Origin of the sequence: Roseateles sp., assembly GCF_039929605.1 — a bacterium.
Taxonomy (GTDB): Bacteria; Pseudomonadota; Gammaproteobacteria; order Burkholderiales; family Burkholderiaceae_C; genus Pelomonas.
On record NZ_JBDSQX010000155.1, the window covers coordinates 70,281 to 84,820 of the forward strand.

A 14,540-nucleotide genomic window follows, 5' to 3' on the forward strand; every position below is an offset into this window, starting at 1 on the left:
TGACAAGACTGGTGTTTGACCACCTCACCAACTGGATCACGGCCGCCGCCAGCGAGCATTCGCACGATCTGGCCACTCACGTCGAGGAGCGCACCGGTGCCAGCCGCCGCGCAACGCTTGCCGCGCTGAATCGCCTGGTGGAGGCTGGGTGGCTGGCCCGCTCGGGCACCTCCCGCCGCCCCGTGTTCGCGCCCGGCGCGCTGCGCCAGGTGGCGCGCAGCTACACACTCCATGGCCTGCAGGAAGACCTGCCCTGGCAGCGTGACTACGCGCCGCATTTCGCGCTGCCCAAGCACGTGGAACGCATGGTGCAGCACGGCTTTACCGAGCTGCTCAACAACGCGGCCGACCACTCCGGCGGCAGCAGCGTCACCGTATCGCTGCGCCAGACGCCCACGCATGTGCAGCTGTTGGTCAGCGACGACGGCATCGGCGTGTTCGACAAGATCTGCACCGCCTTCCAGCTCGAAGACACGCAGCACGCCATGCTGGAGCTGAGCAAGGGCCGGCTCACCAGCGCGCCCGACGCCCACACCGGCCGCGGCCTGTTCTTCAGCAGCCAGTTGGCCGACGTCTTCGACATCCACGCCAACAACACCGCCTACCAGCGGCGCGCCTGGGAAAGCAGCGGCTGGAAAAAGGGCCGCGCGCTGCCGCGCCAGGGCAGCAGCATCTACATGGCCATCGCGCTGAACACGACGCGCACGCTGGACGGCGTCATGGCCGCCTGGAGCCAGGCCGGCGACGGCATCGAGTTCGACCAGACCCGCGTGCAGCTGCGCCTCTTGGTGAGCGAAGGCCAGGCGCTGGACTCCCGCGCGGCTGCGCGCCGCGTGGGCTCAAGACTGGCAACCTTCAAGCGCGCGGAGATCGACTTCGACGGCGTGATCGACGTGGGCCATGGCTTCACGGACGAGTTGTTTCGCGTGTTCGCCAAGGCGAATCCGCAGGTGGAGCTGGTGGCGGTGAATGTGACGGCGCGGATCGAGGCGTTGGTCAAGAGCGCGAGGGCGGGGTGAAGCGCGGGTCAATCCTGCTGGCTCTCTTGCCTGCGCTGGCCGGCGCCCAAGGCGGAGGTAAATGCGGCGGCGACATCGAAAACGCTCTGCGCCAACTCGATGGCAAAGCCGAGATCGAAGGTATCGTCGTGGCGAGCGATTGCAAGGCTTGGCCACCAGCCGGCGGCAAACAGACTGCTGCGGTGATGGCCTTCCAGCGGGACGGGAAGAGCGGACGGCAGCGACGCTGGGTCATCGTGCTGGCATTGCTGGATAGCAAGACCTCGCGTCCACTTCACAGCCGCAGGACGGAACTGGAGGAGGACGCCACCGCAGCCGTGGGCGATCTCAGCCTCTCGCTGGACACGGCGCGCTACCAGGTCAAGCCAGGAACCCGCGCGCTTGGCCTACGTTTTCGTAGCGCTGCCCGGCAACCTTCAGGCGCCGAGTCCTCGTGGGGCGATGAGTTGTTGTTGTTCGTGCCCGAAGGCCGCCAGCTCAGGCCGGTGTTCGGCCGCACGATGAGCGCCCAAACGGTCGAAGTGGGCAGCCTGAGTGTCCAGTCCACCGGCGCGGTTTGGAAGAATGCCACCATGACACTGGCCGTCGGCCCGACCGGCCCGCCGACGGCTCAAGGCTGGAACGATCTCGTCATCACTGAAACCCTGACCCGCAACGGCAATGCACCGGCCAAGTTCGACTCCGCGCCACGCCGACAGCAATATGTCTACCACTACGACGGCAAGCGCTACAACTTGCTCGCCGACCCGGCGCCCTTCTGGGACGGCTATTGCTGCACGGTTGCCTGGTGAGGTCAGGGCCGCCTGACCGCGCTGACGTTCGGCACCGGCGGAACCGGGATGCGCGGGCCAACATAGCCCTGCACCGCACCGAACCGCCCGCCGTCCTCCCGCGTCCAGTCCGCCGCCCAGACCTGCATCTCCGCCGGCTCGCGGCCGACGAAGTTCCACCACAGCAGGGGCGGCTCGGCCCAGGGTTCGCCACCGAGCAGCAGTAGGCGCGACGCCGCCGCACAGCGTAGCTCGACGGCCTCGCAGCCCACGCCGATGTAGAGCAGCGTGCCCGGCGCGACCGCTTCGACCGCGTCGTGGCCGGCCGGGCTGACATCGACCTCGCCCTCCAGCAGCATCACGCCATGCTCGAAGCGCGCGTCCAGCGCCAGCGTCGCGCAGGCCGGGCCGGCGGCGGCGAGATCGACGCCGAGCAGCGGCGTGAAGCTGGGCACCGGCGAACGCTGGCCGGCGAGTTCACCGATGAGCACCGTCCCGTCCCAGCCTTCGTCCAGCGCAACACGCGGCAGGTCGGGGAAGTGCCGGAAGCTCGGTTCCCGCTCCCGCTCGGCGTCCGGCAACGCGATCCACAGCTGCGCCAGATGGATGCGGTCGGACAGCGACTCCTCGCTGTGCGAGATGCCATGGCCCGCCGTCATCAGGTTGACTTGGCCCGCGCGCAGCACCTGCTCGGAACCGAGGCTGTCGCGGTGCAGGATCTCGCCTTCGATCATCCAGCTGAAGGTCGACAGCCCCGTGTGGGGATGCGGGCCGACGTTCATGCGCTTCTCGGTGGGCAATGTGGCGGGGCCGGCGTGATCGGCAAAACACCAGGCGCCGATGACGCGCCGCGCCTTGTTCGGCAGCGCGCGCTGAATGGGCAGGCCACCGACGTCGCCGACATGGCCGGTGATGCGCTCGACGTTCATGCCGACCTCGCTTTCACGAAGGCCACGAAGCCGTTCACGAACTGCTGCAGTTGCTCGCGAACCTTGTCGTCGACGAGCTTGCCGTCAGCATCGAACACCTGGCCGGCATGCGACACCATCACCCGCCCGCCCATCCAGAAGTCGCTGCCAAAGGTGCGGAAGACCGACAGCATGGCGTCCTGCGACTGCACGGTGCCGAAACCGCCGGGCGTGGCGCCCATCAGCCCGGTGGGCTTGCCGCCGAAGAGCTTGGCACCCTCGCCGCTCGGGCGCGACAGCCAGTCCAGCCCGTTCTTCAGCACGCCGGGGATGGCGTTGTTGTACTCGGGCGTGGAGATGAGCAGCGCGTCGGCGGCGCGGATCTCCTCGCGCAGCGTCGTCACTGCCTCGGGGATGCCCTCGGCCTCGACATCGCCGTCGTAAAGCGGGATGCCGTGCAGCGTGCGCAGCTCGATGGTGACGCCCTCGGGCGCCAGTGCGATGGCCGCGCGCAGCAGGGCCGTGTTGTAGGAGGCGCGGCGCAGCGCGCCGCTGAGGGCAATGATCTTCATGGCGAGGGCTTTCGGGGGGCGATGGGGCCATGATGCCAGCGCGTCAGCAGCAGCGCATTGCCAACGACCGAGAGCTGGACAGCGCCATCGCCGCGCCGGCAACCACCGGGCTCAGCAGGCCAAAAGCGGCGAGCGGGATACCAACGACGTTGCCGGATCGGCCGGACTAGGATGGCCACCCACTTGATCTGAAGCAGCAACCCCACGATGCACCGGTTCAACCTGCCTGACATGAGCTGCGGCCACTGCGTTGCCGCCATCACCGACGCGCTCAAGGCGGCCGACGCCCAGGCCCACGTCGACATCGACCTCCAAGCAAAGACCGCCCAGGTCGACAGCGCGCTGCCTCGCGACGCGCTCGCCGCCGCGCTGGCCGAGGCCGGATATCCACCCACTGCGGAATCTGGTTCCTCATGAACAACGAAAGGCGGGCCCGACGGCCCGCCTTTCTCAGGCCCGCAAACGTCGTCAGGTGAAGCGGAACGGCAGTTCGCGCTGGCGTTGGCCGGTCAGCCGCGCCACGGCGTTGGCGAGTGCCGGCGCCAGCGGCGGCACGCCCGGCTCGCCCATGCCCTTGGGCGGATCGTTGCTGGGCACGACGCTGACGGTCATCACCTTGGGCGCATCCGTGATGCGCGGCATGGCCATGTCGTAGAAGTTGTTCTGCTCGACCACGCCGTCCTTGAGCGTGATGCGGTGCGTGGGCATCGTCGTGGCCAGGGCCATGATGGCGGCGCCCTGCACCTGCGTTTCCACGGAACGCGGGTTGATGCACAGGTTGCAGTGCACGCCGGCATGCACCTCGTCCAGCACGGCCAGGCGGTCCTTGCCCTTGCCCTTCAGGTGGGCGACGACGACGTAGGCGACGACCGACTCGAAGCTCTCGTGCACCGCCACGCCCCAGGCCTGGCCGGCTTTCAGCTTGCGCTTGCCGTAGCCGCTCTTGTCCACCGCTGCCTGCAGTGCCAGGCGATGGCGCTCGGCCTTGGCGTTGCCCGCCATCAGCTTGAGGCGGTAGGCCACGGGGTCCTGCTTGGTGGCGAAGGCGATCTCGTCGACCAGCGTCTCCATCACATAGGCCGTGTGCGTGGAGCCCACCGAGCGCCACCACAGCACTGGCACGTTGACGTCGGGGTGGTGCACGCTCAGGTTCATCGGGATCTCGTAGGGCTCGCGCATGCCCTCGGTCGTCGTGCCGTCCACACCCTTCTGGTAGCCGAAACCCTCCAGCGGCGAACCCTTCAGGATGCTCTGGCTGACGATGCGGTGCTGCCAACCGCTGATCTTGCCGCTCGCGTCGAAGCCGATCTCGGCGCGGTGCACGGTCATGGGCCGGTAGTAGCCGGCCTTGACGTCGTCCTCGCGGCTCCAGATCACCTTGACCGGCATGGGCTTGCCGGCCTGCGCCAGCGCCACGGCCACGGCCGCCGCCTCGCGCGGGTACTCGCTCGCGGGCGTCGCGCGCCGGCCAAAGCCGCCGCCGGCCATCTGCACGTTGATCTGCACCTGCTCCGGCTTCAGGCCGACGGTCTTGGCCAGCGCCATCGCGTCAAGGCCTGGCATCTGCGACGCGAAATAGACGTCGCAGCGGTCGGCCTTCAGGTCCACCGTGCAGGCCAACGGCTCCATCTGGGCGTGGTTCAGGTAGGGGAAGACGAAGTCGGCCGTGATCTTCTTCGGCGCTTTGCTCCAGGCGCTCACATCCGCCTGGAACTCGGGCTTGGGCGCCGGTGTACCGGGCGTCTTGGCCAGGGCCAGGTATTGCTCGGTCAGCGCCGCCGTGTCGGGCTTGGCAACGCCGCTCAGGTCCCAATCGACCTTGAGCGCGTCGCGGCCCTTCTTGGCGGCCCAGTAGCCGTTGGCGACGACGGCCACGCCCTGGCCACCGCGGTCCAGCGTCACCGGCAGCACGGCCTTGACGCCCTTGACCTTGAGTGCCTCGGTCGAGTCGAGCTTGGCGACCTTGCCGTTGAACACCGGCGGGCGCTGGATGACAGCAACCGCCATGCCGGGCAGTTGAACGTCCATGCCATAGGCCTGGGCGCCGGTGCTCTTGGCCTGGCTGACGACGAGGCCGGTGGGCCTGCCGATGAACTTGAAGGTTTTCGGGTCCTTCAGCGTGACGGCCTCGGGCACGGCCTGCTTCATCGCCGCGTCGAAGAACTCGCCGTAGCCGGCGCTTTTTCCCCCGCCTGAAATGACACCGTTTTCGGCCTTCAGCGACACCGCCGGCACGCCCCAGCTCTCGGCCGCAGCGCCCACCAGCATGGCCTTGGTGCGTGCACCCAGCTCGCGGTACTGCTGGTAGCTGTTCTTCACCGAGTTGGAGCCGCCGGTCAGGTGCATGCCGAACAGCGGGTCCACGTAGGCGGCCTTCTGGTCGCCAAAGCCGGTGCGCACCTTGCTCCAGTCGGCGTCGAGCTCCTCGGCGCAGATCATGGCCAGGCCGGTCTCCACGCCCTGGCCCATGTCCATGCGGTTGCACAGGATGGTGGTGGTGCCGTCCTGGGCGATGGTGATGAAGGCGAGCGGCTGCTCGGTCGGCTTAGTGCCGGGCTTGGGTGCCTGCGCACCGCTCAAACTCGGCAGCATGGCCAGGCCGACGGCGCCGCCGACGGTGGTGGTGACGAAGGCGCGGCGGGACAACCCGCCAGTCAGGACTTGATCGATGCGTCTTGGGTTCAGCACGTCAGCCCCTTCAAGCGAGTTGACCCGCAGCCGCGTGGATCGCGGCGCGGATGCGGGTGTAGGTGCCACAACGGCAGATATTGCCGGCCATCGCTTCGTCGATCTGCGCGTCGCTGGGCTTCTTGTTGCCCTTCAGCAGGGCCACGGCGCTCATCACCTGTCCGCTCTGACAGTAGCCGCACTGGGCCACGTCATGCGCGACCCAGGCGGCCTGCACCGCCTGGCCGACCTTGTCAGTGGCCATGCCCTCGATGGTCGTCACCGCGCCTTGCACGGACGAGATCGGCGTCATGCAGGACCGCACCGGCGCACCCGCCACATGCATGGTGCAGGCGCCGCATTGCGCCGCGCCGCAGCCGAACTTGGCGCCGGTGAGCTGCAATTCCTCTCGCACCGCCCAGAGCAAGGGCATGTCGGGGTCGGCGTCGAGCGAGACGGCGCGACCATTCACGGTCAGATTGATCATCGGGGGGCCTTCGGGTGTGGAACGCGGCGACTCTAGCCACAAGCAGCATCCCCGCACAGAAGTCAGGCATTCCCCTGAATTTCCCGCGCCAGCGCCTCCATGCCGACCGGCTTGACGAGGTGTCCGTCAAAGCCTGCCTGGGCCGAGCGCTGCAGGTCCTCCTGCCGGCCGTAGCCCGTCAGCGCGACCAGGCGCATGGGTGCGGCTGCCGGGTCGGCGCGCAGGCGGCGGGCCACCTCGTAGCCGTCCATGCGCGGCAGGCCGATGTCCAGCAGCACGACGTCGGGCCGCCAGGCGACGGCCAGGGTCAGCGCGTCTTCAGCGCTGAAGCCGATCTGCACCTCGTGGCCGTCGGCGCGCAGCATCCATGCCATGGACTCGGCGGCGTCTTCGTTGTCGTCGATGAGCAGCACCCGGCGTGGCGGCGGGCCGGCCGCAGGCGCGAGCGCTGCGGCCGGTGCCGCGAGCGTCGTCAGCGGCAGGCGGATCTCGAAGCTGGCGCCGCCGCCCACCCCCGGGCTGCTGGCGCTGACATGGCCGCCATGCATCTCCACCAGGCGCCGCACCACCGACAGGCCAATGCCCAGGCCTCCCTGGGCTCGGTCCAGCGTGCGAGCGCTCTGCACAAAGAGATCGAAGACGCCGGCCAGCACGTCGGGCGCGATGCCGGCGCCGCTGTCCTGCACACGGATGATCGCCGTGTCGCCTTCGCGCCGCAGATCGACGCGGATGTCGCCGCCCGGGTCGGTGTACTTGGCGGCGTTGGCCAGCAGGTTGACGACGCATTGCTCCAGGCGCGCGGCATCCCCCAGCACGGCCAGCCCCGGCAGCGGCGCCGGCACCGCCACCGTCAGCCGGTGTCGGCGCTCCTGCATGGCCGGCGCGCCGGCCTCTACGGCCGATGCGATCACGGCGGCCAGGTCGACCGGCCGGCATTCGAGCTCGATGCGGCCATGCGTGATGCGCGACACGTCGAGCAGGTCGTCCACCATGCGCGTCATCTGCTGCACCTGGCGGTTGATGATCTCCACCGCGCGGCGCGCCGGTGTCTCGGCGGGCAGGGTTCGCAGCATCAGCTCGGCGGAGTTGCGGATGGGCGCCAGCGGGTTGCGCAGCTCGTGGGCCAGCATGGCGAGGAACTCGTCCTTGCGGCGGTCGGACTCGCGCAGCGCCTCCTCCATGCGCTTGCGTTCGGTCATGTCGAAGGAGATGCCCGACAAGCCGACGGCCTCCCCCGCCTCGTTGCACAGCGTCTGCGCGCGCGCCTCGATCCAGCGCAGCTCGCCGTTATCGGGCCGCAGCACGCGCAGCTCCTGCGTGAAGCCGCTGCGGCTGCTGACGGCGGTGTCGACGGCGGCACGCAGCAGGCCGCGGTCGTCGGCATGGACGAGGGCGAAGCCGGCGTCGACGTCGGCCGGGGCGGCGCCGAGCACGTCGCCCGCGTTGTCGGACAGCGTCAGCTTCTGGCTGCCGAGGTCGATGTCCCAGCTGAACATGCGCGCGTTGGCGAGGAAGAGGCGCAGCTGCTGCTCGCCGGCGCGGCGCTGGCGGTCCAGCTCGATGAGGGCCGTCACGCGCGCCAGCAGCTCGCGGGCCGTGAAGGGCTTGACGAGATAGTCGTCGGCCCCGGCACCCAGGCCCTCAATCTGCGCCTCCTCGCCGGCGCGGGCCGACAGCAGCACGATGGGCAGGGCCCGCGTGGCCGCATCGGCGCGCAACGCGGCCAGCAGCTCGAAGCCATCGAGCCCCGGCATCATGACGTCGGACAGCAGCAGCGCCGGCAGCTCGCGGCGCACCGCCGCCAGCGCCTGTTCGCCGTCGGCGGCCTCCTCGACGCGGAAGTACGGCGCCAGCAGGCCGCGCAGGTATTGCCGCATGTCGGCGTTGTCGTCGGCGATGACGATGCGTGCACCCAGCGTGGCGCGGTAGCGCTCGCCGATCTTGGCCTGGCCCCTGCCCGCTTCGCCGGCATGCTCCCGCGCCGCCTCACCGGGCAGCCAGCGCAGCGCCTCCTGCACATAGCTCGGCGCAAGGCCGGCATCGGGCGCACCGCCCCGCTCGTGGCTGACCTGCTCGGCCGGCAGATGAGCATGGCCGAACGGCAGGCGCAACGTGAAGCGCGTGCCACGGCCGAGGTGGCTGTCCACGGCGATGTCGCCGTGTTGCAGGCGCATCAGCTCCTGCACCAGCGCCAGGCCGATGCCACTGCCCTCGTGGGTGCGGGCCAGCGCGCCCTCGATGCGGTGAAAGCGCTCGAACAGGCGCGGCACCTCGTGCTCGGCCACGCCGATGCCGCTGTCCTCGATGGCCACGACGGCCATGCCCTCCTCGGCCGTCACCTGCACCGAGACGCCGCCCTGCAGCGTGTACTTCAGCGCGTTGGACAGCAGGTTCAGCACGATGCGTTCCCAGTGGTCGCGGTCGACATAGACCGGCGCCGGCAGCGTCGGGCAGGCGACGCGGAACACCAGGCCGGCCTTCTCCATCGCCGAGCGGAAGGTGCTGGCCAGCTCGCCCGTCAGCGCGGCCAGGTCAGTGGGCCGGAAGGTGGACGTGACGCGGCCGGCCTCGATGCGCGAGAACTCCAGCAGCGCGTTAACGAGCTTGGACAGGCGCCGCGCGTTGCGCTCCACCATCATCAGCCGCTGCTGCTGCGCATGCGACAGGCCGCCCTCGGTGAGCGTGTCGTGCAGCGGCCCGAGCATCAGCGTCAGCGGCGTGCGGAACTCGTGGCTGATGTTGGAGAAGAATTGCGTCTTGGCGCGGTCCAGCCGCGCCAGCTCGTCGGCCTTGTGGCGCTGCAGCTCATAGGCCTCGGCATGGCCGATGGCCGCGCTGAGCTGCCGGGCCACCAGTTGAAGGAAGTCGCTGTAGCCGCCTTCGGGCAGGCGGTAGGGGCTGAGGCCGACGACGAGCACGCCCTCCCGGCCGGCATCGCCCGACGAACGGATGGGTAGCAGCATGGCCTGGCGCGGCGCCTCCTGCCAGTCTCCACAGGGCCAGGCGATGCCGGCCGGCAAGGTCTGCACGACGTGGGGCCGTTGAGAGGCCAGCACCTCGTCCGCGTGCCACGGCGCCGCGCGGAAATCCAGCGCCCGCGCCGCCTCCAGCCAGGGCCAGGGCTCACCGGCGGCAGCGGCTAGCGTGAAGGCCGGCGCGCCGGGGCTGCGCAGCAGCACCAGCGCAAAGGGCAGGTCGCGGCGGTCGGTCTGCAGCGCCTGCGCGCAGCGTTGCACCGCCTCGTCGACGGTGCGCGCATCGGCGGCGCGCATGGCCAGGTCGCGCAGCAGGGCGAGCTGGCGCTCGCCGATGACGCGCTGGGTCTCGTCGGAGTTGGCGCAGATGATGCCGGCCGGCAAGCCGTCGTCGCCGGGGATGGGGCTGTACGAGAAGGTGTAGTACGTCTCCTCCGGGTAGCCATTGCGCTCCATGACGAGCAGCTGGCTCTCGACGAAGGTGCCGTCGCCCGCCAAGGCGCTCTGCAGCATGGGGCCGATCTCGGGCCAGATCTCGCGCCACACGGTGGCCGTCGGCAAGCCCAGTGCCCACGGGTGCTTGCCGCCGATGATGGATTTGTAGGGGTCGTTGTAGAGGTAGCTCAGCTGCGGCCCCCAGCCGATCCAGATCGGCTGGCGCGAGGTGAGCATGATGCGCACGACGGTCTTGAGGCTGCGCGGCCAGTGGGCCGGCGGGCCCAGCGGCGTGGCGGCCCAGTCATGGCTGCGCATGAGCCGGCCCAGCTCCCCGCCGCCCGCCAGAAAGGCGGTGTCGGAATCTCGCGGCGCGGTCGCGGGTTCGCTCATGGTGCGGAGGCGGCTGTGGGGGCTCTTCACCATACCGTGGCCTCGACCCTGCGGCTGTAGGTGGCAGCCCATGAAACTGACCGGGCGAGGCGCCTCAGTTCCTGGCGTATTTGGCCAGCGCCTGCAGCAGCGCGGCCAGGCTGATCGGCTTGGTGAGGTGGGCGTCGCAGCCGGCGGCGAGGGACTGCTGCACGTCGGTGTCGAAGGCATTGGCCGTCAGCGCGACGATGGGCGTGCGCGCCAGGCCCTCGGCGGCCTCGATGGCCCGCCACTGGCGCGTGGCCGACAGGCCGTCGACGACGGGCATCAGCATGTCCATCAGCACGAGATCGAAATGGCCCTGGCGTAGCGCGGCCAGCGCCTGCTCGCCGTCCCGCGCACGGGTGATGCGGTGGCCCAGCGGCGCGAGCATGCCCTCGATGACGAGCACATTGACGTCGTTGTCCTCCGCCAGCAGCAGCGCCAGCGAGTGGCTCGGCACAACGCGCTCGGCGCGGTGGTCGGCCACGTCGAGATGCGGCGCCGCGGTGTCGGGCAGCTCCAGGCTGACCTCGAAGCGGCTGCCCTCGCCGGGGCGGCTCTGCACGCTGACGTCGCCGCCCATCAACCGCGCCAGGCTGCGTGTGATGGACAGGCCGAGGCCCGTGCCGCCGAACTCGCGCAGGATGGACGCGTCGGCCTGTGCGAAGGGCTGGAAGATGCGCTCCAGCCGCTCCGGCGCGATGCCGATGCCGGTGTCCTGCACGCTGATGACGATGAGACCCGCCGCGCTGCGCGCCAGCTCCACCGTCACGCCACCGGCCTTGGTGAACTTGATGGCGTTGCCGACGAGGTTGGTGACGATCTGCGCGACGCGCTGCTCGTCGCCCCGCACCCAGCCGGTGGCCTCGGTGCGCGCGAACACGCGCAGCCACAGGCCCTGGCGCAGCGCCCGCTCACACAGCAGTTCAAGCTGCAGGTCGACGAGGTCGACGAGATTGAAGGGGTGGCTGCGCAGCTCCAGCCGGCCGCTCTCGATGCGGGCGTTGTCGAGCAGGTCGTTGATGAGGGCGAACGCCTGGCGGCCGGCGTGGCCCAGCACCTCGACGTAATGCGCCTGCTGAGGGCTCAGCGGTGAGCGGGCCAGGATGTCGGAGAAACCCAGCACCGCGTTCATCGGCGTGCGCATCTCGTGGCTGACGTGGGCCAGCAGCTCGGTCTTGGCGCGGCTGCGCGCCTCGGCCAGCTCGCGCTCGCGCGTCAGCTCGCGTTCGCGCGCTTGGGCCTGGCGTTCGTGTTCGATGGCGGTCAGCAGCAGGGCCAGGGCCAGCAGGTACAGGGCCGGCGCGGCCGACGGCAGCAGGCCGTTCAGCACGCCGACCCAGGCAGCGGTGACGATGGCCAGCATGGCGCCCCCCGCCGCCCAGGCCTGGTGGCGCAGCAGCAGCGGCAACGTACCCAGGGCCAGCAGCACAGCGTTCAGCGCCCAGACGGCGGCACCACGCTCGCGCAGCAGCGGTGCGGGCTCGGCGCCCAGAGCCTCGAAGAGGGCCGCGTTCAGGACGGTGCCGCTGAGGCGCCCCTCGGCCACCATGACCTCGTCGGCAAAGAAGGCGCTGCTGCCGACAAAAACGCTGCGGCCGGCGAGCTGCGTGGCCAGCTCGGCGTCGTCCACCTCGCCGAGCGCCGCGCGCATCAACCGCTGCCAGCTCAGGCGCGGCAGATCGCCGCCGTTCAGCGGCAGGCGCAGGCGCAGGCGGGCCTGCTCGTCGACCGGCCAGCGGCGCCCGCCGGCGATCAGCTCGCCGCCCTCGATGCGCCAGCCGGCCGCGCCATCGGCCCGCAGCCGCGCGGCCAGGGCCAAGCTGGGCAGCGCGCGGCCCTGCACCTGGTGCAGCAATGGCAGGCGGCGCAGCAGCCCGTCGTCGTCCAGAGCGACTGAAATGACCCCCAGGCTGCCGCGCACGGTCAGCGCGTCCAGCAAGGTGTCGGCCGGTGCCGTGAGCCCGGCCCAGGGGATGCCGGCCGGCGCGGCGCCCACACGCTGCAGCGCCGCCTCCTCGGCGGGCGACGTGGGCGCCAGCTCGGCGGCGGCACGCTGGCCAGGCATCAGGCCCGCCGCCGCCAGCACGACGGGTGGCGCCCCGGCCAGGGCCTGGGCAAAGCGCGCATCGCCCTCGCGCGGGCCGGCAAAGACGATGTCGATGACGACGAGGCGGGCGCCGGCCTGGCGCAGGTAGCCCAGCATCAGCGCGTAGACGTCGCGCGAATAGGGCCATTCGCCCAACTGTCCGCGCAGCGCACGCAGCGAGGCGTCGTCGATGTCGACGACGACGCTGTGCGGCATGGCCGGCGCGGGCGCGGCTGCCCGCACGAGCAGGTCGCCCAGCGCCCGGTCGACGCGCGGCTGGACGCCGGCCAAGCTGAGCAGGGCCCAAAGCGCAAGCGCGCCGGGCAGAGCGAGCCAGGGCCAGCGCATCAAAGGAGGGGAATGAGCAGCAGCGGCAGCAACCAGAGCCAGCGCGGGTAGGGCACCTCGATCATCTGCGTCTGGCTCCAGGGGCTGGCGGCGCCGGCGGCGTTGAAGGCGCGGGCACGCAGGAAGTATTTGCCCGCCGACGGCTTGGGCATCGCCACCTCGGGCGTGTCGGTGGCGATGCGTTGCAGGTCGGCGCCGTCGAAGGCCTCTGTCTTCGCCCACTCCAGCTCGTAGCGCGTGACGCTCGGGTCGACCCGCCAGCGCAGCTTGAGCTGGTCGCCGCTGAGGTCGGGTTCGACCGGAGGCGGCGCGGGCGGCGGGGGCTGGATCTCGAACGTCTGCGGGTCGCTGAAGGGCCCGGCGCGGCCGCCGGCTTCGACAGCGGCGATGCGCCAGTGGTAGGCGCCATAACCTCCCAACTCAGGCAATCTGGCCTCGTAGTTGGCGGCGGCTATGGGCGGCGGTTGCAAGGCCAGGTCCTTGAACTCGGCGTCGCGCGCGATCTGCAGGCGCACGTCGGGCGCGGAGGTATTGCGCGTCCAGGCGAGCCCCATGGCGCCGTTGTAGCTGACGGCGCCGGCCGCTGGCGCCTGGATAAAGGGCGGCTCGGGGCGGGCTTGCAGCTGCACCTCGGCGGCGGCGGCGGCGCTCTCCTGGCCGCGTGCGTCGATGCCGCGCAGTCGCAACGTGTAGTCGCCATCGACCAGCTCGCGCGCTTGCGGCCAGGCCACCACGGGTTCGGTCACGCGGGCGTCGAGCAGCAGGCGGTCGAACTCGCCCTTGGCGAAGAGCTGGGCGCGCCAGGCCACGGCGCCAGCGGGCGACGCGACCCAGATGAGGCGCAGCGGCAGGCGCTCGGCGCTGTGGGGCAGCGTGCTGAGGTCGGGGGCCGGCAGCAGCGGTGCGACCGCGCGCGCCGAGCTTTCCACCAGCAGGCCCTGGCCGACCGGCACGTCGGGACCGAGGCCGTCGGCATGCACGGCGCCTGAGATGACCTGCATGCGGCTGGCGCCGCCATCCGTCTGCACGCGGAACTCGGTGCCGCGCACGCCCAGGTTCACATGAGGCGTGCGCACTTCGTACAGCGGCACGCGCTGGGCGTTGGGCGTGACGCGGCTGTCCGCGCCGCCCTTGGCGAGACCCAGGCGCACGGCGGGAATGGCGCCACGGCCGAGCACGAGGAGCTGCTCCAGCGTGATCTCACTCTCGGGCGGGATCAGCAGGCGCGAGCCGTCGGCAAAGCGCAAGGACGCGCTGGCCTGGGCGCCGGTGCGGATGCGGTCGCCGCTCTGCAGCGTGGCGCCGGTCGCGAGCGCTTCATTTGCCGCGCCGCGCTGGCGCTGCACGTCGCCGCGCACGAACACGGCCTCGGCCACGCTGGCCTCGCGCCGCAGCCAGGCCACGGGCATGCGCAGCGTGGCGCCGGGCTTGAGCCGCAACGGGTCGGGCACGCGGTTGAGCTTTTGCAGATCGCGCCAGGTCTTGGGCGGCGCGAGCCAGGCGTCGGTCAGCGTGATCAGCGTGTCACGCGGCTGGATGACATAGCGCCAGTCGGTGTCGGCGGCCTGCGTCTGCGCGCTGAGCCCGCCACTCAATACCAGCAGGCCAACGGCCAGCAAGACTTTCAAGCTTTGCATATGAGCCTCCCGTCCCCTGCAAGGGCTGATGGTAGCCATACCCGAGAATGCCGCGCAGGCGTTTTGAGGAGGACCGATGGTCACGTTTCCCAACTTAGAGGTTATCCGTAAATAGTAAACTCTCGTCCCGAACCGCCATTCACGCGGTGGTTGGGTTAAGGCATGGCGACACGCAAGAGAGTTGAGTCGTGGGTGGTGACCGATGATTTCTGGCAACGC

At 70.4% G+C, this 14,540-nt stretch carries 10 protein-coding genes; 3 read left to right on the forward strand and 7 right to left on the reverse strand.

Annotated elements, in window-relative coordinates; genetic code table 11:
- The first annotated feature begins 11 nt into the window (after positions 1-11).
- Together ABIS05_RS21510 and ABIS05_RS21515 are read left to right on the forward strand one after the other, a co-directional pair.
- Entirely contained in the window at positions 12-1,019 is a 1,008-nt protein-coding gene (locus ABIS05_RS21510) for an ATP-binding protein (protein ID WP_348063329.1), read from the forward strand.
- Positions 1,020-1,045: 26 nt separating this feature from the next.
- Positions 1,046-1,810: a hypothetical protein gene (locus ABIS05_RS21515; RefSeq protein ID WP_348014136.1), complete on the forward strand. Its 765-nt coding sequence runs from the start codon at positions 1,046-1,048 to the stop codon at positions 1,808-1,810.
- A gap of 2 nt (positions 1,811-1,812) precedes the next feature.
- Here the strand turns inward: ABIS05_RS21515 and ABIS05_RS21520 are convergent, their stop codons facing one another.
- The gene (locus ABIS05_RS21520; protein ID WP_348014137.1) at positions 1,813-2,718 is read right to left on the reverse strand and encodes a pirin family protein; all 906 of its coding nucleotides are present in this window, start codon (positions 2,716-2,718) and stop codon (positions 1,813-1,815) included.
- Positions 2,715-3,269 (reverse strand): NADPH-dependent FMN reductase, encoded by a 555-nt coding sequence (locus ABIS05_RS21525; protein ID WP_348014138.1) that lies wholly within the window; start codon positions 3,267-3,269, stop codon positions 2,715-2,717. Before ABIS05_RS21525 ends, ABIS05_RS21520 begins: the two co-directional genes overlap by 4 nt.
- A gap of 207 nt (positions 3,270-3,476) precedes the next feature.
- On the opposite strand from ABIS05_RS21525, the gene ABIS05_RS21530 reads away from it, so the two are divergent.
- Complete coding sequence (locus ABIS05_RS21530; protein ID WP_348014139.1) at positions 3,477-3,686, forward strand: heavy-metal-associated domain-containing protein; 210 nt, start codon at positions 3,477-3,479, stop codon at positions 3,684-3,686.
- Between the two features lie 51 nt (positions 3,687-3,737).
- On the opposite strand, the gene ABIS05_RS21535 is transcribed toward ABIS05_RS21530, so the two are convergent.
- From ABIS05_RS21535 to ABIS05_RS21555, 5 genes are all read right to left on the reverse strand, one after another.
- Positions 3,738-5,861, reverse strand: coding sequence for a molybdopterin cofactor-binding domain-containing protein (locus ABIS05_RS21535; RefSeq protein ID WP_348014147.1), 2,124 nt, complete (start codon positions 5,859-5,861; stop codon positions 3,738-3,740).
- A gap of 106 nt (positions 5,862-5,967) precedes the next feature.
- Entirely contained in the window at positions 5,968-6,423 is a 456-nt protein-coding gene (locus tag ABIS05_RS21540; protein WP_348014140.1) for a (2Fe-2S)-binding protein, read from the reverse strand.
- Between the two features lie 62 nt (positions 6,424-6,485).
- On the reverse strand, positions 6,486-10,226 hold the full coding sequence (locus tag ABIS05_RS21545) for an ATP-binding protein (protein ID WP_348014141.1): 3,741 nt from the start codon (positions 10,224-10,226) through the stop codon (positions 6,486-6,488).
- Between the two features lie 94 nt (positions 10,227-10,320).
- Entirely contained in the window at positions 10,321-12,684 is a 2,364-nt protein-coding gene (locus tag ABIS05_RS21550) for a CHASE2 domain-containing protein (RefSeq protein WP_348014142.1), read from the reverse strand.
- Positions 12,684-14,312, reverse strand: coding sequence for a FecR domain-containing protein (locus tag ABIS05_RS21555; RefSeq protein WP_348063330.1), 1,629 nt, complete (start codon positions 14,310-14,312; stop codon positions 12,684-12,686). Before ABIS05_RS21555 ends, ABIS05_RS21550 begins: the two co-directional genes overlap by 1 nt.
- Between the last annotated feature and the right edge of the window lie 228 nt (positions 14,313-14,540).

What these genes read in the sequence shown, in the direction of transcription:
- ABIS05_RS21520 (WP_348014137.1), bottom strand. Translation starts at nt 2,718, where the DNA reads ATGAACGTCGAGCGCATCACCGGCCATGTCGGCGACGTCGGTGGCCTG.
- ABIS05_RS21525 (WP_348014138.1), bottom strand. Translation starts at nt 3,269, where the DNA reads ATGAAGATCATTGCCCTCAGCGGCGCGCTGCGCCGCGCCTCCTACAAC.
- ABIS05_RS21530 (WP_348014139.1), top strand. Translation starts at nt 3,477, where the DNA reads ATGCACCGGTTCAACCTGCCTGACATGAGCTGCGGCCACTGCGTTGCC.
- ABIS05_RS21535 (WP_348014147.1), bottom strand. Translation starts at nt 5,861, where the DNA reads ATGCTGCCGAGTTTGAGCGGTGCGCAGGCACCCAAGCCCGGCACTAAG.
- ABIS05_RS21540 (WP_348014140.1), bottom strand. Translation starts at nt 6,423, where the DNA reads ATGATCAATCTGACCGTGAATGGTCGCGCCGTCTCGCTCGACGCCGAC.
- ABIS05_RS21545 (WP_348014141.1), bottom strand. Translation starts at nt 10,226, where the DNA reads ATGAGCGAACCCGCGACCGCGCCGCGAGATTCCGACACCGCCTTTCTG.
- ABIS05_RS21550 (WP_348014142.1), bottom strand. Translation starts at nt 12,684, where the DNA reads ATGCGCTGGCCCTGGCTCGCTCTGCCCGGCGCGCTTGCGCTTTGGGCC.